Annotated in this window: 20 protein-coding genes; 16 read left to right on the forward strand and 4 right to left on the reverse strand. The window is 67.7% G+C overall.

Annotated features, from left to right (window positions below; translation table 11 throughout):
• Positions 1–50 precede the first annotated feature (50 nt).
• The 9 genes from AXA74_RS03325 to AXA74_RS03365 are packed head-to-tail and all read left to right on the forward strand — an operon-like array spanning position 51 to position 9515.
• A complete protein-coding gene (locus AXA74_RS03325; protein ID WP_029579056.1) occupies positions 51–1310 on the forward strand; it encodes an amino acid deaminase in 1260 nt (419 codons plus the stop codon).
• Positions 1311–1347: 37 nt separating this feature from the next.
• Positions 1348–2892 carry an ABC transporter substrate-binding protein gene (locus AXA74_RS03330; protein WP_032977779.1) on the forward strand — a complete coding sequence of 515 codons (1545 nt, stop codon included), beginning with the start codon at positions 1348–1350 and terminating at the stop codon, positions 2890–2892.
• 54 nt (positions 2893–2946) lie between these two features.
• Positions 2947–3888, forward strand: coding sequence for an ABC transporter permease (locus tag AXA74_RS03335; RefSeq protein WP_029579054.1), 942 nt, complete (start codon positions 2947–2949; stop codon positions 3886–3888).
• 1 nt (position 3889) lies between these two features.
• Complete coding sequence (locus AXA74_RS03340) at positions 3890–4762, forward strand: ABC transporter permease (RefSeq protein ID WP_029579053.1); 873 nt, start codon at positions 3890–3892, stop codon at positions 4760–4762.
• Between the two features lie 3 nt (positions 4763–4765).
• The gene (locus tag AXA74_RS03345; RefSeq protein ID WP_032977782.1) at positions 4766–5767 is read left to right on the forward strand and encodes an ABC transporter ATP-binding protein; all 1002 of its coding nucleotides are present in this window, start codon (positions 4766–4768) and stop codon (positions 5765–5767) included.
• A complete protein-coding gene (locus AXA74_RS03350; protein WP_029579051.1) occupies positions 5767–6741 on the forward strand; it encodes an ABC transporter ATP-binding protein in 975 nt (324 codons plus the stop codon). The genes AXA74_RS03345 and AXA74_RS03350 overlap by 1 nt, the downstream gene beginning before the upstream one ends.
• Before the next feature lie 7 nt (positions 6742–6748).
• Positions 6749–7621, forward strand: coding sequence for a MurR/RpiR family transcriptional regulator (locus AXA74_RS03355; protein WP_029579050.1), 873 nt, complete (start codon positions 6749–6751; stop codon positions 7619–7621).
• Positions 7622–7625: 4 nt separating this feature from the next.
• Complete coding sequence (locus AXA74_RS03360; RefSeq protein WP_029579049.1) at positions 7626–9083, forward strand: N-acyl-D-amino-acid deacylase family protein; 1458 nt, start codon at positions 7626–7628, stop codon at positions 9081–9083.
• A 21-nt stretch (positions 9084–9104) separates the two neighbouring features.
• Positions 9105–9515: a RidA family protein gene (locus AXA74_RS03365; RefSeq protein ID WP_032954873.1), complete on the forward strand. Its 411-nt coding sequence runs from the start codon at positions 9105–9107 to the stop codon at positions 9513–9515.
• 28 nt (positions 9516–9543) lie between these two features.
• On the opposite strand, the gene lolA is transcribed toward AXA74_RS03365, so the two are convergent.
• Complete coding sequence (gene lolA, locus AXA74_RS03370) at positions 9544–10173, reverse strand: outer membrane lipoprotein chaperone LolA (protein WP_029579047.1); 630 nt, start codon at positions 10171–10173, stop codon at positions 9544–9546.
• Entirely contained in the window at positions 10173–12536 is a 2364-nt protein-coding gene (locus AXA74_RS03375) for a DNA translocase FtsK (protein WP_029579046.1), read from the reverse strand. The genes lolA and AXA74_RS03375 overlap by 1 nt, the downstream gene beginning before the upstream one ends.
• Positions 12537–12577: 41 nt before the next feature.
• On the opposite strand from AXA74_RS03375, the gene trxB reads away from it, so the two are divergent.
• Genes trxB through AXA74_RS03390 form a run of 3 tightly spaced genes read left to right on the forward strand, consistent with a single transcriptional unit; the run spans position 12578 to position 14512 of the window.
• Entirely contained in the window at positions 12578–13531 is a 954-nt protein-coding gene (trxB, locus tag AXA74_RS03380) for a thioredoxin-disulfide reductase (protein WP_029579045.1), read from the forward strand.
• Positions 13518–14186, forward strand: a complete 669-nt coding sequence (locus AXA74_RS03385) for a Smr/MutS family protein (RefSeq protein WP_032977784.1) — start codon at positions 13518–13520, stop codon at positions 14184–14186. The genes trxB and AXA74_RS03385 overlap by 14 nt, the downstream gene beginning before the upstream one ends.
• A complete protein-coding gene (locus AXA74_RS03390; RefSeq protein ID WP_029579043.1) occupies positions 14183–14512 on the forward strand; it encodes a DMT family transporter in 330 nt (109 codons plus the stop codon). Before AXA74_RS03385 ends, AXA74_RS03390 begins: the two co-directional genes overlap by 4 nt.
• A gap of 12 nt (positions 14513–14524) precedes the next feature.
• Here the strand turns inward: AXA74_RS03390 and AXA74_RS03395 are convergent, their stop codons facing one another.
• Positions 14525–16585 carry a sodium:solute symporter family protein gene (locus AXA74_RS03395; RefSeq protein ID WP_029579042.1) on the reverse strand — a complete coding sequence of 687 codons (2061 nt, stop codon included), beginning with the start codon at positions 16583–16585 and terminating at the stop codon, positions 14525–14527.
• A complete protein-coding gene (locus AXA74_RS03400) occupies positions 16585–16848 on the reverse strand; it encodes a DUF4212 domain-containing protein (RefSeq protein ID WP_029579041.1) in 264 nt (87 codons plus the stop codon). The genes AXA74_RS03395 and AXA74_RS03400 overlap by 1 nt, the downstream gene beginning before the upstream one ends.
• Before the next feature lie 629 nt (positions 16849–17477).
• On the opposite strand from AXA74_RS03400, the gene kdpF reads away from it, so the two are divergent.
• Genes kdpF through kdpC form a run of 4 tightly spaced genes read left to right on the forward strand, consistent with a single transcriptional unit; the run spans position 17478 to position 22096 of the window.
• Entirely contained in the window at positions 17478–17567 is a 90-nt protein-coding gene (kdpF, locus tag AXA74_RS03405) for a K(+)-transporting ATPase subunit F (protein ID WP_032954870.1), read from the forward strand.
• Positions 17567–19351: a potassium-transporting ATPase subunit KdpA gene (gene kdpA / locus AXA74_RS03410; protein WP_032977787.1), complete on the forward strand. Its 1785-nt coding sequence runs from the start codon at positions 17567–17569 to the stop codon at positions 19349–19351. The genes kdpF and kdpA overlap by 1 nt, the downstream gene beginning before the upstream one ends.
• 18 nt (positions 19352–19369) lie before the next feature.
• Positions 19370–21499 (forward strand): potassium-transporting ATPase subunit KdpB, encoded by a 2130-nt coding sequence (kdpB, locus tag AXA74_RS03415; protein ID WP_032954868.1) that lies wholly within the window; start codon positions 19370–19372, stop codon positions 21497–21499.
• Positions 21500–21511: 12 nt separating this feature from the next.
• Positions 21512–22096 carry a potassium-transporting ATPase subunit KdpC gene (kdpC, locus tag AXA74_RS03420; protein ID WP_029579038.1) on the forward strand — a complete coding sequence of 195 codons (585 nt, stop codon included), beginning with the start codon at positions 21512–21514 and terminating at the stop codon, positions 22094–22096.
• Positions 22097–22099 lie beyond the last annotated feature (3 nt).

Consider the following 22099-nt stretch of genomic DNA (forward strand, 5'->3'; position numbering starts at 1 on the left):
AGATAATCTTCCTACGAAAGATTATTGGTAAAAATTTTCAAGGAACCCGCATGGCAGAGGCGACGCCGCTGGACCCCGACGGCAAGGGACTGGGTCAATTTCCCGCAGGCTGTACCACCGCCCAGGCGGCCGGCCTGGGCTGGAATCTGCTGCGCGAGGACGTGAGCCTGCCGGCGGCCGTGCTCTATGAAAGCCGCATGCGCCACAACCTGCAGTGGATGCAGCGTTTCATGGAGGCCTATCAGGTCAAGTTGGCGCCGCACGGCAAGACGACCATGAGCCCGGCACTGTTCGCCCGCCAGATCGAGGCCGGCGCCTGGGGCATCACCCTGGCGACGGCGCCGCAGACCCAGGCGGCCTATCACCACGGCGTGCGCCGGGTGATCATGGCCAACCAGCTGGTCGGCCGCGCCAATATGGCCATCATCGCCGGGCTGCTGCGCGACCCGGCCTTCCGTTTCTGCTGCCTGGTCGACTCGGCCGCCAACGCCGCGCAGCTGGGCGCCTACTTCCGCCAGGCCGGCCTGTGCCTGCCCGTGCTGCTGGAGCTGGGCGTGGCCGGCGGACGCACCGGCGCGCGCGATGCCGTCCAGGCGCAGGAAGTGCTGGACGAGATCGCCCGCTGGCCGGACGCCCTGGCCCTGGCCGGCGTGGAGATCTACGAAGGCGTGCTGCAGGACGAGGCGGCCATCCGCGGCTTTCTGCGGCGCGCGGCCGATACGCTGCGCCGCCTCGCCGCCGAGGGCCGGCTGCGCGCGGAAGGCGCCGCCATCCTGACCGGGGCGGGCTCGGCCTGGTTCGATGTGGTGGCCGAAGAGTTCTCGGGCCTGGACATCGGCCGCGGCCTGGACATCGTACTGCGACCGGGCTGCTATCTGAGCCACGACGTGGGCATCTACCGCGGCGCCGCCGAACGCATCGCCGCGCACAATCCCGTGGCCCAGCGCCTGGAACCCGGCCTGCAGCCCGCGCTGCAGGTCTGGGCCTATGTGCAATCACTGCCTGAAGCGGGCCGGGCCATCATCGGCCTGGGCAAGCGCGACGCCGCCTTCGATGCGGGCCTGCCTGCCCCGGCCCGCCATTACCGGCCCGGCGCCGCGCTGCCGCAGGACGCGCCCGGCCACTGGAAGCTGACCGCCATGATGGACCAGCATGCCTTCATGTCCATCGGGCCGGATGACGATATTGCCGTGGGAGACATGATCGCCTTCGATATTTCCCACCCCTGCCTCACTTTCGACAAGTGGCGCCAGATCCTGCTGCTGGATGATGCCTACAGCGTCACGGGCGTGGCCGCGACTTATTTCTAACCGGCAGTTTGTTGTTGACTCCCCTGGAGACAAGCTCATGAATCTGCGCACCACCCGGCTGGCCAGCCTGTTTGCGGCCGGCATTCTCGGCCTGGGCCTGCACGCCACGGCCCTGTCGGCCGCCCCGGCCGAGGGCGGCACCATCTCGGTGGCCACCATCGGCGAGCCGCCGACCCTGGACCCGATGACCAGCACGGCCGACCTGGTCGGCATTCTGACGCAGCACATCTTCGAGACGCTGTACACCTTCGATGCGAAGTGGAACCTGACGCCGCTGCTGGCCGAGAAATTGCCGGAGGTCAGCGCCGATGGCCTGACCTACACCATCAAGCTGCGCCAGGGCCTGACCTTCCATGACGGCGCCAAGGTGAGCTCGGCCGATGCCGTGGCTTCGCTCAAGCGCTGGACCGAGATCGCCTCGCGCGGCAAACAGGCCGCCAAGTTGATCACCGCCATCGAGGCGCCCGACGCCGACACCATCAAGATCACTCTCAAGCAGCCCTATGCGCCGTTGACGGCCCTGCTGGCGATGAACAACAGCGCGGCCATCATCTTGCCGGCCAAGAACATCGCTCCCACCTTGACCACGTTTGTCGGCACGGGCCCCTATCAGCTCAAGGCGCGGGTGCCCGACCAGTACATCCAGCTCACGCGCTTCGAGGGCTATCAGTCTCGCGCGGGCGAGCCCGACGGCTACGGCGGCGCGCGCAAGCAGTATCTGGACGAAATCCGTTTCGTGCCGGTCAGCAACGCCAATACCCGCGTGGAATCGGCCATCGCCGGCCAGTTCGATTACGTCGACTCGCTGCCGGTCGAATCGCTGGCCAAGCTCAAGGGCGGGCGTTCGGACCCGGTCATGCTCAAGCCCTTCGGCTGGCCGCGCCTGGTGCTCAACACCAAGCAGGGCATCATGTCCAACCTGGCCGTGCGCCAGGCCGTGCAGCTGGCCTTGAACGAAGAGGACATGCTGTTCGCCGCCTTCGGCAACAAGGAGTTCTACAAGCTCAATGGCGACCTCTATCCCGAAGGTTTTCCCTGGGCGACCCGGCTGGGCGACAAGGTCTACAACAAGGGCGATGCGGCCGCGGCCAAGAAACTGGTCGATGGCGCCGGCGTGCAGGACCGCAGCATCCGCATCCTGACCAGCCAGCAATATGAGTTCCATTACAAGATGGCGCTGGTGGCCGCCGAATACCTCAAGGCCGCGGGCTTCAAGGTGGACATGCAAGTGGTGGACTGGGCCACGCTGACGCAGCGCCGCCAGGATCCGGCGCTATGGGATATCTTCATCACCCACAGCCCCTTCCTGCCCGAGCCGGCGCTGATCGACTTCCCGTCCAAGGATGCGCCGGGCTGGTGGGACACGCCGCGCCGCAACCAGGTGCTCGACGCCTTCAACCAGGCGCGCACCCAGGAGGAGCGCGTGCAGCGCTGGGCCGATGTGCAAAAGGCGGTGTTCGACGAAGTGCCCTTCATCAAGGTGGGCGATTTCAATGCCCAGGCGGCGCGCTCGCCGGCGCTGCTGGGCGTGCAGCCCGCCCCCTGGCCTTATTTCTGGAACGCCTGGAAGGCGGCCAAATAAGCGCCGCGGCGGCCCGCGCGGCCGCCGCCGTCCAACCCGAGCGAGGAACCCGCTGTGTCGCGTTACCTACTGAACCGGCTGATCGGCCTGGTCGCGGTGATGTTCATCGTCGCCACCATCGTCTTTGTGATCATCCGCGTGACCCCTGGCGATCCGGCCGCCGTCATGCTGGGCCCCGAAGCCAGCCAGCAGGACATCTCGGCGCTGCGGGCCCGCCTGGGCCTGGACCAGCCCCTGCCGGTGCAATACCTCACCTGGCTGGGCCAGCTGGCGCGGGGAGACCTGGGCCAGTCCATCTTCCTGAACAAGCCCGTGCTGTCGGCCCTGGCCGACCGCGCCGAACCCACTTTCTGGCTGACGCTGATGTCGCTGCTGATCGCCAGCGCCATCGCGCTGCCGGTGGGCATCTTGTCGGCGGTCAAGCGCGGCAGCACGCTGGACCAATCCGTGCTGACGTTCTCCATGTTCACCTCCAGCGTGCCGAGTTTCTGGCTGGGGCTGATCCTGATGCAGATTTTCTCGGTCAAGCTGGGTTGGCTGCCGGTGGCCGGCTACGGCGGCCCCGACGCCTCGATCGGCACGCGGCTGTCCCACCTGATCCTGCCGGCCGTGGTGCTGGGGCTGGTCAATTCGGCGCTCATCACCCGCTTCATACGGGCCAGCATGCTGGACGTGCTGCGCGACGACTACGTGCGCACGGCGCGCGCCAAGGGCCTGCCCGAGCGCCGCGTCATCCTCAAGCACGCGGTGCGCAACGCCCTCATCCCCATCCTGACGGTGCTGGGCTTGACCACCGCCCTGCTCATCAGCGGCGCCGTGGTCACGGAGACCGTCTTCGGCCTGCCCGGGGTGGGCAGCCTGGTGGTCTCGGCCGTGCTGCGCCGCGACTACCCCGTCATCCAGGGCGCCCTGCTGGTGATTGCCGCCATCTACGTCCTGATCAACCTGTTCATCGACCTGCTCTACCTGCTGGTCGATCCCCGCGTGCGGTACTGATATGGCCATCGCGACCCCCATGACCGCCGGCGGCAGCGACCGCTGGCAGATCCTGCGCCTGCTGGTGGCGCGCAAGACCGTCCTTATCGCGCTCATCGTGCTGGCGGTGCTGGTGCTGGCGGCCCTGCTGGCGCCATGGATCAGCCCCTACGATCCCTACAAACTGTCCATCATGAACCGCCTCAAGGCGCCGAGCGCCGCGCACTGGTTCGGCACCGACGACTTCGGCCGCGACGTCCTGAGCCGCGTCATCCATGGCGGGCGGCTGTCCCTGACGGTGGGCTTTGCCGTCGTGCTGCTGTCCAGCGTGCTGGGCATCGCCCTGGGGCTGGCCGCCGGTTTTTTCCGCTCGGCCGACAAGTTCGTCTCGCGCCTGATCGACGCCATGATGGCCTTCCCCGACATCCTGCTGGCGATTTCGCTGGTGGCCGCGTTGGGGCCATCGCTGGTCAATGTCGTGATCGCCCTGGGCATTGTGTACACGCCGCGCCTGGCGCGCATCGTGCGCGCCTCGACCCTGGTGATCCGCGAACTGCCCTTTGTCGAGGCCGCGCGCGCCCTGGGGGTGTCGACCTGGCGCATCGTCACCGTCCATGTCCTGCGCAACCTCGTCTCGCCCATCCTGGTGCAGGGCACATTCATCTTCGCCTACGCCATCCTGGCCGAAGCCGGCCTGTCCTTCCTGGGCGTCGGGGTCTCGCCCGACATCCCGACCTGGGGCACCATGATCAATGCCGGCCAGCAATACATGGGTTCGGCGGATTGGATCATGCTTTTCCCGGGCATCGCCATCGTACTGTCGGTGCTCTCGCTGCAACTGGTCGGCGACGGCCTGCGCGATGTGCTGGATCCGCGCCTGCGCAAGGAGCTGTAGACCATGAGCGGCAAAGAAATCGTCCTGGCCGTCGACGGCCTGAAAACCTGGTTCCACAGCCGCGACGGCGTGGCCAAGTCGGTCGACGGCGTGACCTTCGAACTGGCACGCGGCGAAACCCTGGCCATCGTGGGCGAATCCGGCTCCGGCAAATCGGTCACCAGCCTGTCCATCATGGGCCTGCTGCCCAAGCCGGCCGGCCGCATCGAAGCCGGCGCCATCCGCTTCAAGGACCGGCATGGCAAGGAACATGACCTGGCGCGCGCCGATGCGGCCACGCTGCGCCGTATCCGCGGCGCCGAGATCGCCATGATCTTCCAGGAGCCCATGACCAGCCTCAACCCGCTGTTCACGGTGGGCGACCAGATCGCCGAGGCGGTCCTGCAGCATGAGGGCGGCTCGCATGCCGCCGCCATGCGGCGGGCCCGCGAGATGCTCGAGCGCGTCGAGATCCCTGCCGCCGCGCGCCGGGTCAACGAGTACCCGCACCAGATGTCGGGAGGCATGCGCCAGCGCGTGATGATCGCGCTGGCCCTGGCCTGCAATCCTTCGGTGCTCATCGCCGACGAGCCCACCACCGCGCTGGACGTGACCGTGCAGGCGCAGATCCTGGACTTGCTGCGCCGGCTGCAGCAAGAAAGCGGCATGAGCATCCTGTTCGTCACGCACAACCTGGGCGTGGTGGCCGAGATCGCCCATCGCGTGGCGGTGATGTATGCCGGGCGCGTGGTGGAGGACGCCGATGTGTATTCCCTCTTCGAGCGCCCCACCCATCCTTATACGCGCGGCCTGCTGTCCTGCATCCCGACGGCCGCGCTGCTGGCCTCGCGCCAGCGGCTGCAGGCCATCCCCGGCAATGTGCCCAGCGTCCTGTCGCTGCCGCCGGGCTGCACTTTCGCGCCGCGCTGCCCCCTGGCTGACGAGGGCTGTGCCGCCGCCGTGCCCGAACTGCTCGCCGTCCAACCCGCGCACCGCGCCCGATGCTTCAAGGTAGCCGCCGCATGATGACCCGCGCCGCCGATCCGCTGCTTTCCGTCGAAGGCCTCAAGGTCCACTTCCCCACCGGTTCGGGCGCCCACGCGCCCGTGGTCCGGGCGGTGGACGATGTCAGTTTCCAGGTGCCGCGCAACAGCATCGTCGGGCTGGTGGGAGAGTCCGGCTCGGGCAAGACCACCACCGGACGCGCTCTGCTGCGTCTGTTCGCGCCCACGGCCGGGCGCATCGTTTTCGATGGCACGGACATCACGCACTTCGACGAGAAGCGCATGCTGCCCATGCGGCGCCGCATGCAGATCGTGTTCCAGGACCCCTATGCCAGCCTCAATCCGCGCATGACGGTCTCCGAGATCCTCGGCGAGGCGCTGGACACCCATGGCCTGGCGCGCCAGCGCCGCGACGCCCGCATCATCGAGCTGCTGGAGCGCGTGGGCCTCAACGGCGACCACAGGCTGCGCTATCCGCATGAGTTCTCCGGCGGCCAGCGCCAGCGTATCGGCATCGCCCGCGCCCTGGCCGTGCAGCCGGATTTCATCGTCGCCGATGAGCCCGTCTCGGCCCTGGATGTCTCGGTCCAGGCGCAAGTGCTCAATCTGCTGCAGGACCTGCAGCGGGACCTGGGCCTGACCATGCTCTTCGTGGCGCATGACCTGGCCGTGGTGGACTATCTCTGCGACGAGGTCGTGGTGATGTACCTGGGCCGCGTCATGGAGCGCGGCCCCACGCGGGCGGTCTACGGCCGGCCGCGCCATCCCTACACCCAGGCCCTGCTGTCGGCCGCCCCGGTCCCCGACCCGCGCGCCGCGCGCAAGCGTATCCTGCTCAAGGGGGAAATCCCCAGCCCCGTCGATCCGCCTTCCGGCTGCGTCTTCCGCACGCGCTGCCCGCATGCGGCCGACATCTGCGCCAGCGCGCCGCCCGCGGCGCAGGACCTGGGGCAAGGCCATTTCGCGGCCTGCGCCCGCCTGGACGAACTTGGATGAACCACTCATGAACTCGCACCGCGACATCGTCTACCAGATCCGCAGCTGCCGGGATGCGCTGAGCGCCACCGAACGCAAGGTGGCCGACGCGATTCTCGATGACATCGCCCAGGCATCGGGAGCCACCGTCGACCAGCTGGCGCAAAAGGCCGGCGTGAGCATCGCCACCATCTCGCGCTTCGCGCGCTCCGTGGGATGCGAAGACACGCGCGATCTCAAGCTGCGCCTGGCGCAGGCCAGCGCCATCGGCGAACGCTTCCTTGACCGCGCCACGCCGGATGAGGAAAGCACCTTCTACGCCCGCCTGTATGCCGATATCGAAAACAGCTTGCGGGCGCATCTGCCGTTGTTCTCCGAAACCCTGGTCGAGAGCGCCGCCGCCCTCCTGGGCCGGGCCCGCATGACCCATGTCTTCGGCATGGGCGGCGCGTCGGCCGCGCTCACGCACGAGGTGCAGTCCCGCCTGGTTCGCCTGGGTTATCCCGTGGCGCCCTATACCGACGCCGTGCTGATGCGCATGGTGGCGGCCACCCTCGACGAGCGCGACGCCGCCTTGCTGCTGTCGGTGTCCGGGCGCACGCCCGAGATGCTGTCGGCCGCCCGCATCCTCAAGCAATACGGCGCGCGCATCGTGGCGATCACCGATCCCGGCTCCGAACTGGCCGCCATGGCCGATGTGGTGCTGCCCGTGCACACGGCCGAGACCGATTTCATCTACAAGCCTTCGGCATCGCGCTACGCCATGCTGCTGGCCATCGACCTGCTGGCCACCGAACTGGCGCTGGCCCGCCAGGAAGACACGCAGGAACGTTTGCGCCGCATCAAACTGGCGCTGGACGAGTACCGCGGCGGGCCCAACCGCCTGCCGCTGGGAGATTGATCCGATGTATGACACCCTGATCCGCGGCGCCCTGGTCTACGACGGCACAGGCGGCGCGCCGCTGCGGACCGACGTGGCCCTCGAGGACGGCCGCATCGCCGCGCTGGGCGAACTGGGCGGGCAGGCCGCGGCCCGGGAAATCGAGGCCCGGGGCCTGGCCCTGGCACCGGGCTTTATCGATGTCCACACCCATGACGATACCAATGTGATACGCCAGCCGCAGATGCTGCCCAAGCTTTCCCAGGGCGTGACCACGGTGGTGGTGGGCAACTGCGGCATCAGCGCCTCGCCGGTCAGCCTGAAAGGCGAGCCGCCCGACCCCATGAATCTCCTGGGCGCCGCGGACGATTTCCGCTATCCCAGCTTCGCCGCCTATACCGCCGCCGTGGACGCCGCGCGTCCGGCCGTCAATGTGGCCGCCCTGGTCGGGCATACGGCCTTGCGCAACAACCACATGGACCGCCTGGACCGCAGCGCGAGCGCCACCGAAATCGAGGGCATGCGCGCGCAGCTGCGCGAAGCGCTGGCGCATGGCGCCATCGGCCTGAGTACCGGGTTGGCCTATGCCTCGGCCTTCCAGGCCAGCACCGATGAAGTCAAGGCGCTGGCCGAGGAGCTCGATGTCCACGGCGCGCTCTACACCACCCATCTGCGCTCGGAATTCGCGGAAATCCTGGAGGCCATGCAGGAGGCCTTCGACATCGCCCTGCACGCCCGGGTCCCCGTGGTGGTGTCGCATCTCAAGTGCGCCGGCGCCGGCAACTGGGGCCGCAGCGGCGAGGTCCTGTCCCTGCTGGACACCGCCGGGCGCATGCAGCCGGTGGGCTGCGACTGCTATCCGTACTCGGCCAGCTCCTCCACCCTGGACCTGAAGCAGGTCACGGCCGACTTCGACATCGACATCACCTGGTCCACGCCCTGCCCCGAGAAGGCCGGCCGCAAGCTGGCCGACATCGCCGCGGATTGGGGCATCAGCCTGCTGGAAGCGGCCAGGCGGCTGCAGCCGGCCGGCGCCGTCTACCACGGCATGCACGAAGACGATGTACGGCGCGTGCTCTCGCACCGCCTGACCATGATAGGGTCGGACGGGCTGCCCAACGATCCGCTGCCGCATCCCCGCCTGTGGGGCGCGTTTCCGCGCGTGCTGGGCCATTACAGCCGCGACCTGAAATTGTTCCCGCTGCAAGAGGCGGTGCACAAGATGACCGGCTTGTCGGCGCGCCGCTTCGGCCTGGCCGGACGCGGCGAAATCCGCGTCGGCCATCACGCCGACCTGGTGCTTTTCAACCCGGCCACCGTGGCCGACCGCGGCACCTTTATCGAGCCGGTACAACCCGCGGCCGGCATCGAAGGCGTCTGGGTCAACGGCGTGCTGTCGTATTGCCAGGGCCGGGCCACCGGGGAGCGCGCCGGCCGCTGGCTGCCGCGCGCCGGTGACCTGCGCCGCGGCTTCGCCCCCTGATATCCCCTTGAGGAGACCCCCATGACAACCCCTCTTCCAGACCGCAACGGCATCACGCGCTATGGCGTGGCCGGCGGCACCGGCCAAGGCGGCCAGCACATGCCCTTCGCGCGCGCCGTCCAGGCCGACGGCTGGCTCTACGTGTCCGGGCAAGTGCCCATGCAGAATGGCGAGGTCGTCGAAGGCGGCATCATCACCCAGTCGCACGTGGCCATCCGCAACCTGCTGGCCATCCTCGACGAGGCCGGTTATGGCGCCGAGCACATCGTGCGCTGCGGCGTCTGGCTGGACGACCCGCGCGATTTCGCCGCCTTCAACAAGGTGTTCCGCGAATACTTCGGCGAGCACCCGCCAGCGCGCGCCTGCGTGGAGTCGCGGCTGGTGGTCGATGCCAAGGTGGAAGTGGACTGCGTGGCCTACAAGAAGCCCTGATCCCCGGGGCCTGCGAGCAGGCCCGGTCTTACATCTTCACGACGTCCACGCCCTTGGGCGGGCTGAACTGGAACTCGGAGGCCGGCAGGCTGGGGTTGGCCTGGATGTTGGAGAGTTCCACGCGCGTGGTCTGGCCGAAGGCGTCGAGCAGTTCGATGCGGGCGGGCAGATCGCCGTTCATGCCGATGTCCACCTGCGAGAAGCCCGCGTCGGCGCTGCGCGGCTTGGCGCGCAGCCATTGCAGACCATCGCGGTCCGGCAAGGCGCTGACATTGAAGGCCTGCTCCAGATTGCCCGAGCCGAACAGAATCGCCGCGGGCGACGTGCCGATGGCCTGGTCCACCTTGCGCACGGTCACCTGGGCCAGGTCCGGGTCGTATTGATAGACCTGTTTGCCATCGGAGATGACCAGCTGCTCATAGGGGCGTGAAACCGACCACTTGAACTTGCCGGGCCGCTGGAAGGCAAAAACGCCGCTCTGGGCGGGCTGGGTGCGGCCTTGCGGCCCGACCGTGGCCTGGGTGAAGTTGCCGGTCGCGCCCTGCACCTTGGCCACGAAGGCCTTGAGCTGGTCCTGGGCCCCGGCGGCCAGCGCCAGGGCGGGGGCGGCGGCCAGCAGCGCGGCGCCGGCCAGGCGGGCAAAAAAACGTCGATTCATCAAGCTTCCTCTCGGGCGGGCACCAGGATGTCCCGGTTGCCATTGGACTGCATGGCGGACACCATACCCGCTTGTTCCATCTGTTCGAGTAACCGTGCGGCACGGTTGTAACCAATGCGCAGATGGCGCTGCACCAGCGAGATCGAAGCGCGGCGATGCTTGAGCACCACTTCGCAAGCCTGGTCGTACATGGGATCCGACTCGGCGTCGGCCATGCCGGTGACGCTGCTCACGCCATCGCCGGTCTCGCCCTCGGTGCCGCCTTCGAGCAAGCCCTCGACGTAGTTGGGTTCGCCCTGGCTGCGCAGATATTCCACCACCCGGTGGACTTCGTCGTCATGGACGAAAGCGCCGTGCACGCGCACCGGCAGGCCCGTGCCCGGCGGCATGTAGAGCATGTCGCCCTGGCCGAGCAGGGTTTCGGCGCCCATCTGGTCGAGAATGGTGCGCGAGTCGATCTTGGACGACACCTGGAAGGCGATGCGGGTCGGGATGTTGGCCTTGATCAGGCCGGTGATCACGTCCACGCTGGGGCGCTGCGTGGCCAGCACCAGGTGGATGCCGGCCGCGCGCGCCTTCTGGGCCAGGCGGGCGATGAGTTCTTCGATCTTCTTGCCCACCACCATCATCAGGTCGGCCAGCTCGTCGATCACCACCACGATGTGCGGCAGGGGCGATAGCGGCTCGGGCTGGTCGGGCGTGAGCGAGAAGGGATTCGGGATGGGCTCTTCGCGCTTGATCGCATCGCGGATCTTGGCGTTGTAGCCGGCCAGGTTGCGCACGCCCATCTTGCTCATGAGGCGATAGCGTTTTTCCATTTCGCCCACGCACCAGTTCAGGGCGTTGGCCGCCTGCCGCATGTCGGTCACCACGGGCGCCAGCAGATGCGGGATGCCCTCGTAGACGCTCATTTCGAGCATCTTGGGATCGATGAGGATGACGCGGGTGTGCGAGGCGTCGGCCTTGTAGAGCAGCGACAGGATCATGGCGTTGATCCCGACCGACTTGCCCGAACCGGTGGTGCCAGCCACCAGCAGGTGGGGCATCTTGGCCAGATCGGCCACCACCGGGTTGCCGGCGATGTCCTTGCCCAGCGCCATGGTCAGCACCGAGCTGCTGGCGTGATAGGTCTGCGAGCCGAGGATTTCCGACAGCTTGACCATCTGGCGACGCGGATTGGGCAGTTCCAGCCCCATCAGGTTCTTGCCCGGGATGGTCTCGACCACGCGGATGCTCACCAGGCTGAGCGCGCGCGCCAGGTCCTTGGCGAGGTTGACGATCTGGCTGCCCTTCACGCCGGTGGCCGGCTCGATTTCGTAGCGGGTGATGACCGGGCCGGCCTGGGCGGCCACCACGGTGACCGAAACGCCGAAGTCGGCCAGTTTTTTCTCGATGAGGCGCGAGGTGAACTCGATGGTCTCGGCCGATACGGTTTCCTGGCTGGGCGGCGGCATGTCCAGCAGGCTGATGGCCGGCAGGTCGCCCTCTCCGGCCGGCGGCAGGAAAAGCGTCTGTTGTTTTTCTTTCTCGACCCGGTCGGAGCGCGGCACCACGGTAATGGCCGGCTCGATGCGCACGGGCTGTTCGTGCACCATTTTTTCCTGCTTGGCGGCGACTTGCTCGGTGCGTTCGGTCTTGGCGACCTCGCCGACCCGGCGGTCTTCGCGCGCCGAATAGGAATCGCGCAGCTTGCGCACCAGGCCTTCCATCCAGCCGCCCACGCGCTCGGCGACCTGCAGCCAGGAAAAAGAGAAGAACAGCGACAGGCCGATGGCGACCATCACCAGCAGGATCAGGGTGCTGCCCGTGAAGCCCACGGCCAGCTTGAGCTGGGCGGCCAGCATCTGGCCGATGACGCCGCCCGCGCCGCTGGCGCCGTCGGTGCCCCCGGGCAGGTGCATGCCCCAGCTGTACAGGCGCAGGGCCTCCAGGCCCAGGGAGCCGACCAGCAGCAGCGCAAAACCGATGCCCTCCTCCCAGCGCACCCGCGGCAACACATCTATCGGCTTGCCATTGGCCGCGCGCAGGTGCGACGCCAGGCGGTGGTAGCCGGCGCGCACGCGGTGCAGCAGCAGCACGACCCACCACCAGGCGGAGAAGCCGAACAGATACAGGAGGATATCGGCCAGATAGGCGCCCAGCGTGCCGCCCTTGTTGTGCAGGGTTTCGTTGGAGACCGAGTGCGACCAGCCGGGGTCCGCCGGGCTCCAGGTGATGAGCACCAGGGTCAGCCAGGCCGCCAGCGCGGCGAACAGGATCCACCGGGCCTCGCGCAGCAAGGCGGAGATCCGCGTCTGCAGGGGGGAGGGCCCGTTACGGGTGTTGCGCGATGCGCGCGGGGAGACATTGGAAATCCGGGGCATGCGCCTCATTATAATTGGGTGTCACTCGAAGAATAGCTGCCATGTCCACACACGCCAAAGTCCTTATCCTCGGTTCCGGCCCGGCCGGCTACACCGCCGCCGTCTATGCCGCCCGCGCCAATCTCAAGCCTTTGCTGGTCACCGGCCTGGCCCAGGGGGGCCAGCTCATGACCACCACGGAGGTGGACAACTGGCCCGCCGACGTCGACGGCGTCCAGGGCCCGGCCCTCATGGAGCGCTTCCAGAAGCACGCCGAGCGATTCAATACCGAAATCGTTTTTGACCACATTGCAAAAGTAGACTTTTCGCAACGGCCCTTTACGCTGACCGGCGACACGGGCAACGTCTACACTTGCGATTCCCTCATCATCGCCACCGGCGCCTCGGCCAAATACCTCGGCCTGCCCTCCGAAGAGCAATTCATGGGCCGCGGCGTCTCCGGCTGCGCCACCTGCGACGGTTTCTTCTACCGCAACCAGGACGTGGTGGTCATCGGCGGAGGCAACACCGCCGTCGAAGAAGCCCTCTACCTCTCCAATATCTGCCGCAAGGTCACCCTGATCCATCGCCGCGACAAGTTCCGCGCCGAGCCCATCCTGGTCGACAAGCTCATGGACAAGGTCGCCAACGGCAATATGGAGCTGCGCCTGTTCAGCACCCTGGAAGAAGTCCTGGGCGACGACAGCGGCGTGAGCGGCGTGCGCATCCGCAACGTCCAGACCGGCGCCACCGAAGACCTGGCCGCCATGGGTTGCTTCGTGGCCATCGGCCACCAGCCCAACACCGGCATCTTCGAGGGCCAGCTCGACATGAAGGACGGCTACATCGTCACCCGCAGCGGCCTGAACGGCCTGGCCACCATGACCTCGGTGCCGGGCGTGTTTGCCGCCGGCGACGTGCAGGACCACGTCTACCGCCAGGCCATCACCAGTGCCGGCACCGGCTGCATGGCCGCCCTGGATGCTCAACGGTGGCTGGAGAATGCGGGGAACTAAGCTCGGCCTGGCCGGCCTCAAAAAGCTGCAGAAAGACGTCCAGCAGCAACGGGCCGAACAGCAGCGGCGCGAGGCCGAAGCCCAGGCCGAACGCGCCCGCGCCGCCAGCCCCGACGACGTCACCGCCTTTCGCCGCGCCATGGGACAGGCCACGCCGATCAAGCCCAGCGGCAAGGTGGTGCACGCCCCGCAGGCCACGCTCTCGCCGGCCATCGCCCAGCGCCGCGCCTCGGCCATCGGCGAGGCGTCGCCGCGCGCCGATCAGGGCGTGTCCGACGGCGGCGACATCGCCCCCCTGCTCTCCGAGAACGGCACGGCCTTCGTGCGCCACGACGCCGCGCCCGACACCGCGCGCAACCTCAAGCGCGGCCAGTGGCGCGCCGGCGCCGAACTGGACCTGCACGGCCTGCGCGTGGAGCAGGCCCGCCACGCGGTGCTGTCCTTCCTGGACGAGTGCCTGGAGCACGGCATCCGCTGCGTGCGCATCGTCCATGGCAAGGGCTATGGCTCGCTGGGGCTGGAGCCCGTGCTCAAGGACAAGGTGCGCACCTGGCTGGTCCAGAAGGCCGAGGTCATGGCTTTCTCGGAGGCGCCCGAACGCGAAGGCGGCGCCGGCGCCTTGCTGGTGCTGATGCGCGGCGAGACCCGCCCATGAAGTGGCTCTTCCTGGCGGTCGCCATCGCCGCCGAGATCGTGGCCACCAGCGCGCTAAAGGCCAGCGACGGCTTCTCGCGCCTGCTGCCCTCGCTGCTCACCGTGGCGGGGTATGTGGTGTCCTTCTACTTCCTGTCGCTGACGCTGCGGGAGCTGCCGGTGGGCATCGCCTACGCCATCTGGTCGGGCGTGGGCATCGTGGTCATCTCGCTCATCGGCGTCTTGCTCTTCCAACAGACGCTGGACCTGGCGGCCATACTGGGCATCGTGCTCATCGTGGCCGGCGTCATCGTGATGAACGTCTTCTCCAAGTCAGTCGGCCACTGAGGCCCGCGGCCCTCAGCGCGGCGAGCGCAGGTAGCCGACCAGGGCCCGCGTGGCCGGGTCCGGCGGCGGCGTGAGCAAGGACACCACGATAATGGTCAGGAAGGCCACCGGCGCGCCGAACACCCCGGCCGCGATGGGCTGTATGCCCCACCACAATTGCACCGGCTCGGTGCGGGCCACCCCGAACACCCATTCGCGCATCCAGGGCTGGGTATGGGCCATATAGGCGAAAGTCGTCGCCAGGCCCGCCACCATGCCCAGGGTGGCGCCCCATTTATTGGCGCGGCGCCAGAAGACGCCCATGACCAGGGCGGGGAAAAACGACGAGGCGGCAAAGGAAAAGGCCGCCGACACCATGAACAGGATGTCGGCCGGCTTGCGCGCGGCCACCCAGGCCGCGCCAAAGGCGACCAGCAGCAGCAGGATCTTGGACGCCATGACGCGCCGCGCCGCCGACATGCGCGGCGACACCATGCGATACCACATATCGTGCGACAGCGAATTGGACAGCGTCAGCAGCAGGCCGTCGGCCGTCGACAGCGCGGCGGCCAGACCGCCGGCGGCCACCAGGCCCGAGACGACATAGGGCAGCCCGCCGATCTCCGGCATGGCCAGCACCACGACATCGGCTCCCATGCTGATCTCGGAAGCCTGCACGATGCCGTCCCGGTTGATGTCCAGCACTTCCAGCAGATTGGCGTCCACCGCGCTCCAGGCATGCACCCAGCTGGGCAGGCTGAGGAAGCTCGTGCCCACCACCTGGGTGTAGATCTCGTACTTGACCAGCAGCGCCAGGGCCGGCGCCATGAAGTACAGCAGCAGGATGAACAGCAGCGACCAGCATACGGAGCGGCGGGCTTCGGCCACCGACGGCGTGGTGTATGAGCGCATGAGAATATGCGGCATGCCGGCGGTGCCCAGCATCAGGCAGAGCACCAGCGCCAGGAAGTTGATGCGCATGTTCTCGCGCTCGCGGGGGTCCTCGGCGGGATAAGGCTCGGCGTGCGGCACCGGCGGCGCGGCCCGGGCCTCGAACACGGCGCGGGCCTGCGACCAGAGTGTGCGCGCGTCCTCCACGGTGGCGGGGTAGCCGGTCAGTTCGCGCTCCAGCGAGCGAATCTCCACCATGGGCGCGTCCGTGGCGTTCAGGCGGGCCAGGCGGGCGCGGAGCTTTTCTTTCTCCTCGGCCCAGGAGCCCGGCAGGTTCTGCAGGCGGCTGGCCATTTCGGCGGCCCGCTCCGCCCACAGGTGGCGCACCTCGATTTCATTGGGGTCAATGACCAGCGCGCGCTCTTTTTCGGTGATCTCCTGCAAAAGCGGCGCACCCGAGAACTGAGGCAAGGGCGCATCGGTATGTTTGACCGACAGCCACACCACCGGCACGAGATAGGCGATCACGAGAATGATGTACTGCCCCACCTGTGTCCAGGTGACCGCGCGCATGCCGCCCAGAAAGGAGCAGACCAGCATGCCGCCCAGGGCCACGAAGATGCCCAGCTCGAAAGAGATGCCGGTCAGGCGGGTGGTGATGATGCCCACCCCGTAGATCTGCGCCACCAGATAGGTGAAGGAACACAGGATGGCGCAGGCCACGCCCGCCAGGCGCGGCATATTGCCGCCATAGCGCACGCCCAGGAAGTCCGGGATGGTGTACTGGCCGAACTTGCGCAGATAGGGCGCCAGCAGCAGCGCCACGAGCACAAAGCCGCCCGTCCAGCCCATGATGTAGGCCAGCCCGCCGTAGCCCGTCAGGTAAAGCGTGCCCGCCACGCCGATGAAAGACGCCACCGACATCCAGTCGGCGGCGGTCGCCATGCCGTTATAGAAGGCCGGTACGCGCCGGCCGGCGACGTAGTACTCCACCTGGTCGGAGGTGCGGCAGACAATGCCGATGCCGGCATACAGGCTCACGGTGACCAGCAGGAACACATAGCCTATCCAGGCGCGCGGCATGCCCAGCACCTCGGCCAGGGCAAGCAGCAGGATCAGCAGCACGAAGCCGACGGTGTACAGCGCATAGGTCCAGCGCAAGCGGCGCTCGAATTCCTGCGAGGTCGATCCTGAAAACGGCATCACTCGCTCCGCTCGGCCCGCGCGTCGGCGCGATTCGTGGCAAAAGCGTAGATGGCGATGATGATGAGATAGGCCGCTGGCGCGCCGTAGGCCGCCATCCAGAAGGCGAATGGCCAGCCGAAGAAGTCAAAACTCCATTGGCGGGCGAAATAGGCGGGAACGAAAGTCAGTGCGGCCCAGATGGCCAGCAACAGGCCGATGAGCCGCAGGTTGCGGCGCCAATAAGGTGTGGAGGAGGTGCTTGCATCGCGAGTCTCTGGCATCGCTTTCCGTTCTTGTGCGCGGAACGCGCAGCCTGGCTGCAACCCTAGCATGGCGTCCCGGAAGCGACAACGGCCGGCACCTAGGTGCCAGCCGTTGCGCGTTTACTTTTTATTTTGGGTACTGCTTCATTTTTTAACCGGTGCCGCCGGTTTTTTTCTGCCCATGCAGGGCTTGTCTCCTCACCTGCATGGGACGAAATTCTGCACCAGATACGGGCTTGCCACACTAGGGGAATGCCCTAATTCGGCGCATTTATTTCTATATAACGCGCACCACATTGGTGCATTTCATGACAGAACACTGAAATTCCCTGCTTCAGAAGCGATTTTCGGGCCGGAAGCGCCGTTCGACAGGATCGCCCGCTGGCCGTGCCCCATTTTGGGGCGGCGCGGCCGGCGCCGGCTTCGGTGCATTTTTATATCGCGTTTACACGCTCCCGCCCAAGCTTTATCCCGTTTTTATCCCCCCTTTCTTAATCTGCCGGCCATACCCCTGCCGGGGTCAATTCGGGCGCGCGCGCCGGGAGAACGAAAGTGGATTTTCTTTATGTTGCCTTGCTGGGTCTGTTCGCGGTCCTGACCTGGGGGCTGGTCTATTTCTGCGCCGCGCTCAAGGAAGGGGAACGCTCATGAACGGGCTCTACCTGGTCAGCGGCGCCTGCGCCGTGCTGCTGGGCGTGTATTTGCTGATCGCCCTGTTCAAGCCGGAGAAATTCTGATGGACAGCCAATTCTTCGGCCTGCTGGCCTTGTACCTCATCCTGCTGCTCGGCCTGGCGCCCGTGCTGGGCCGCTATATCCGGCGCGCGATGGAAGACGGGCGCTATGCGGCCACGGCCTGGGGCCGCTGGGCCGAGCGCCTGTTCTACCGCGCCGCCGGCGTGGACCCCGGCCGGGAAATGCACTGGCGGCAGTACGCGGTGGCGGTGCTGCTGTTCAATGTGCTGGGCCTGGCGGCCGTCTACGCGCTACAGCGCCTGCAGGGCTCGCTGCCCCTGAATCCAGCTGGCATGGGCGCCGTGTCGCCGGACTCCGCCTTCAACACCGCCATCAGCTTTGTCGCCAACACGAATTGGCAAGGCTATGGCGGCGAATCCACCATGGGCTATCTGACCCAAATGCTGGCGCTCACGGTGCAGAACTTCCTGTCGGCGGCCACCGGCATCTGCGTGCTGTTTGCCTTGATACGCGGCCTGGCGCGTCATGGCTCGGCCACGGTCGGCAACTTCTGGGTGGACGTCACGCGCAGCACGCTCTATGTGCTGCTGCCCCTGGCCCTGGCGCTGGCCCTGGCCCTGGTCAGCCAGGGCGTGATCCAGAACACCTCGGCCTATCAGGAGGTCGCCACGCTGCAGGCCCAGCCCTATGACGCCCCGCGGCTGGACGCCAACGGCCAGGCGCTCAACGACGCGGCGGGCAAACCGCTGACCGATCCGGCCATCGCCCGGACGCAGACGCTGGCCATGGGCCCGGTGGCTTCGCAGGAAGCCATCAAGATGCTGGGCACCAATGGCGGCGGTTTCTTCAACGCCAACTCGGCCCATCCCTACGAGAACCCGACGGCGCTGTCCAATCTGCTGGAGATGCTGGCCATCCTCATCATTCCCGCCGCGCTGTGCTTCAGCTTCGGGGAGATGGTGGGCAACCGGCGCCAGGGTATCGCCATCCTGGCCGCCATGACGCTGCTGTTCATCGCCTTTGCCTGGCTCACCCAGTCCTCCGAACAGACGCTCACGCCCGCACTGGCCCATCTGCCGGCCGACGCGGGGCTGGGCAATATGGAAGGCAAGGAAAGCCGCTTCGGCGTGCCGGCCTCCGCGCTGTTCGCCGTCGTCACCACGGCGGCCTCCTGCGGCGCGGTCAACGCCATGCACGATTCCCTCTCGGCGCTGGGCGGCCTGGGTCCCATGCTGCTCATGCAATTGGGCGAGGTCGTATTCGGCGGCGTGGGCTCGGGCCTGTACGGCATGCTGGCCTTCGCGCTGCTGGCCGTGTTCATCGCCGGGCTCATGATCGGCCGCACACCGGAATACCTCGGCAAGAAAATCGAGGCCTACGACATGAAGATGGTGTCCATCGTCGTGCTGGCCACCCCCTTCCTCGTGCTCATGGGCACGGCCCTGGCCATCAGCCTGCCCGCCGGCCTGGCCGGCCTCCTCAACCCCGGCGCGCATGGCTTTTCCGAGGCGCTCTATGCGCTGTCCTCGGCGGCCAACAACAACGGCAGCGCCTTTGCCGGCCTGTCCGCCAACACGCCCTTCTACAACGTCCTGCTGGGCCTGGCGATGTGGTTCGGCCGCTTCGCCATCATCGTCGCCATCCTGGCCCTGGCCGGCTCCCTGGCCGCCAAGAAACGCCTGGCCGACAGCGCGGGCAGCATGCCGACGACCGGCCCGCTGTTCGTGGTGCTGCTGATCGGCGCCGTCTTGCTGGTGGGCGCGCTGACCTATGTGCCCGCCCTGGCGCTGGGCCCGGTCGCCGAGCACCTGCAGCCCCGCCTCTAATTCCATGGATCGTCCATCATGCTTAAAACTGATCTGACCGCCGGGCATGCCGCGCTGGCGCGCGGCGCCACCTGGTCGCGCGGACTCGTCCACGCCGCGCTGCGCGATTGCCTGCGCAAGCTGGCGCCCTCCGCGCAATGGCGCAACCCCGTGATGTTCGTCGTCTATGCCGGCAGCATCCTGTGCACCGTGCTATGGGTGATGGCGCTGGCTGGCCGGGCCGACGCGCCGGCGGGCTTCATTCTTGCCATCGCCGCCTGGCTCTGGTTCACCGTCCTGTTCGCCAACTTCGCCGAAGCGCTGGCCGAAGGCCGGGGCAAGCAGCAGGCCGCCACCCTGCGCGGCCTGCGCACCACCATCGACGCGCGCGTGCTGCGCGACTGGCGCGATGAACAGGCCCGCCACCCCGACGTCCAGGCCTGGCGCGAAGCGGCCGGCACGCGCCCCTCGGGCGAGCTGCGCAAAGGGGACGTGGTGCTGGTGTTGCCGGGCGATACGGTGCCCGGCGACGGCCAGGTCATCGCGGGCATTGCCTCGGTCGATGAAAGCGCCATCACCGGCGAATCGGCGCCGGTGATCCGCGAGTCCGGCGGCGACTTCAGCTCGGTGACCGGCGGCACCCGCGTGCTGTCCGACTGGATCGTGGTGCGCATCGCGGCCGATCCAGGCGAGAGCTTTCTGGACCGCATGATCTCCATGGTCGAAGGCGCCAAGCGCCAGAAGACGCCCAATGAGCTGGCGCTGACCATCCTGCTGGTCGGCCTGACCCTGGTCTTTCTGCTGGTGGTGGTGACCTTGCTGCCTTTTTCGCTGTACTCGGTCAGCGCCAACGGCACCGGCACGGTCGTGTCGGTGACGGTGCTGGTCGCCTTGCTGGTCTGCCTTATCCCGACCACCATCGGCGGGCTGCTCTCGGCCATCGGCGTGGCCGGCATGAGCCGCATGATGCAGGCCAATGTCATCGCCACGTCGGGCCGCGCGGTAGAGGCCGCCGGCGATGTCGACGTGCTCCTGCTGGACAAGACAGGCACCATCACCTTCGGCAACCGCCAGGCCTCGGCCTTCAGCGCGGCGCCCGGCGTGGCCGAACACGACCTGGCCCAGGCGGCCCGCTGGGCCTCCGAGGCCGACGACACACCGGAAGGCCGCAGCATCGTGCTGCTGGCCGACCGCCTGCTGGGCGCGCGCGCCGTCGCGCTGCCGCAAGCCACCTTTATCCCCTTCACGGCCCAGACCCGCATGAGCGGCGTGGATAGGGAGGACGGCCGGCGCAGCGTGCGCAAGGGCGCGGTGGACGCCATCGCCGCCTGGCTCCAGGCGCAGGGCGCCGAACTGCCGGCCGCCGTGGCGCGCGCGGCCGAGGACATCGCCCGCCGCGGCAGCACGCCCCTGGTGGTGGCCGAAAACGGCCGCGCGCTGGGCGTCATCGAGCTCAAGGACATCGTCAAGCCCGACATCCAGCCGCGCTTTGCCGAACTGCGCCGCATGGGCATCAAGACCGTGATGATCACCGGCGACAACAAGCTGACCGCGGCCTCCATCGCGGCCGAGGCAGGCGTGGATGATTATCTGGCCGAAGCCACGCCCGAAGCCAAGCTCAAGCTCATCCGCGCCTACCAGGCCGAAGGGCGCCTGGTGGCCATGACCGGCGACGGCACCAACGATGCGCCGGCCCTGGCCCAGGCCGATGTCGCCGTGGCGATGAATTCCGGCACCCAGGCCGCCAAGGAAGCCGGCAACATGGTGGACCTGGATTCCAACCCCACCAAGCTGATCGAGATCGTGGAAATCGGCAAGCAGATGCTGATGACGCGCGGCGCGCTGACCACGTTCAGCGTGTCCAACGATGTCGCCAAGTACTTCGCCATCATCCCGGCCGCCTTCACCAGCGTCTATCCGCAGCTGGGCGCCCTGAACCTGATGGCGCTCACCACGCCGGCCTCGGCCATCCTGTCGGCGGTCATCTTCAATGCGCTCATCATCGTGATGCTGATCCCGCTGGCCTTGCGCGGCGTGCGCTACCGCCCCCTGGGCGCGGCCAGCCTGCTGCGCCGCAACCTGCTCATCTACGGCCTGGGCGGCCTCATCGTCCCTTTCGCGGGGATCAAACTCATCGACATGGTGCTGGCCGCGCTCGGCTGGGCCTGAACGGAGATCATCATGCAAACCAAGACTACCGGCCTCATCCGCCCGGCGCTCACGCTGTTCCTGGCGCTGTCCCTGACCACTGGCCTGCTCTACCCCTTTGCGGCCACGGGCCTGGCGCGAGTCTTCTTCCCCGAACAGGCCGCCGGCTCCCTGATCGAACGCGACGGCCAGGTCGTCGGCTCCAGACTGATCGGCCAGTACTTCAGCGAACCGCGCTACTTCTGGGGCCGGCCGTCGGCCACCGCGCCCATGGCCTATAACGGCGCATCCAGCGGCGGCTCCAATCTGGGTCCGACCAACCCGGCCCTGGCCGAGGCGGCCCGCGCGCGGGCCGACGCCCTGCGCCAGGCCGATCCCGGCAATCTCGCCCCCATCCCGCTCGACTTGCTCACGGCCTCGGGTAGCGGCCTGGATCCGCACATCAGCCCCGATGCGGCGCGCTACCAGGCCGCCCGCGTGGCGCGCGAGCGCGGCCTGCCGCTGGCCCGGGTGCAGGCGCTGATCGACCGCCATATCGAACGCCCCTGGCCGGCCGTCCTCGGCCAGCCGGTCGTCAATGTGCTGGCGCTGAATCTGGCGCTGGATGCCGGCGTATAGTAG

It is taken from the genome of Bordetella hinzii LMG 13501 (assembly GCF_001548475.1).
GTDB lineage: Bacteria > Pseudomonadota > Gammaproteobacteria > Burkholderiales > Burkholderiaceae_B > Bordetella > Bordetella hinzii.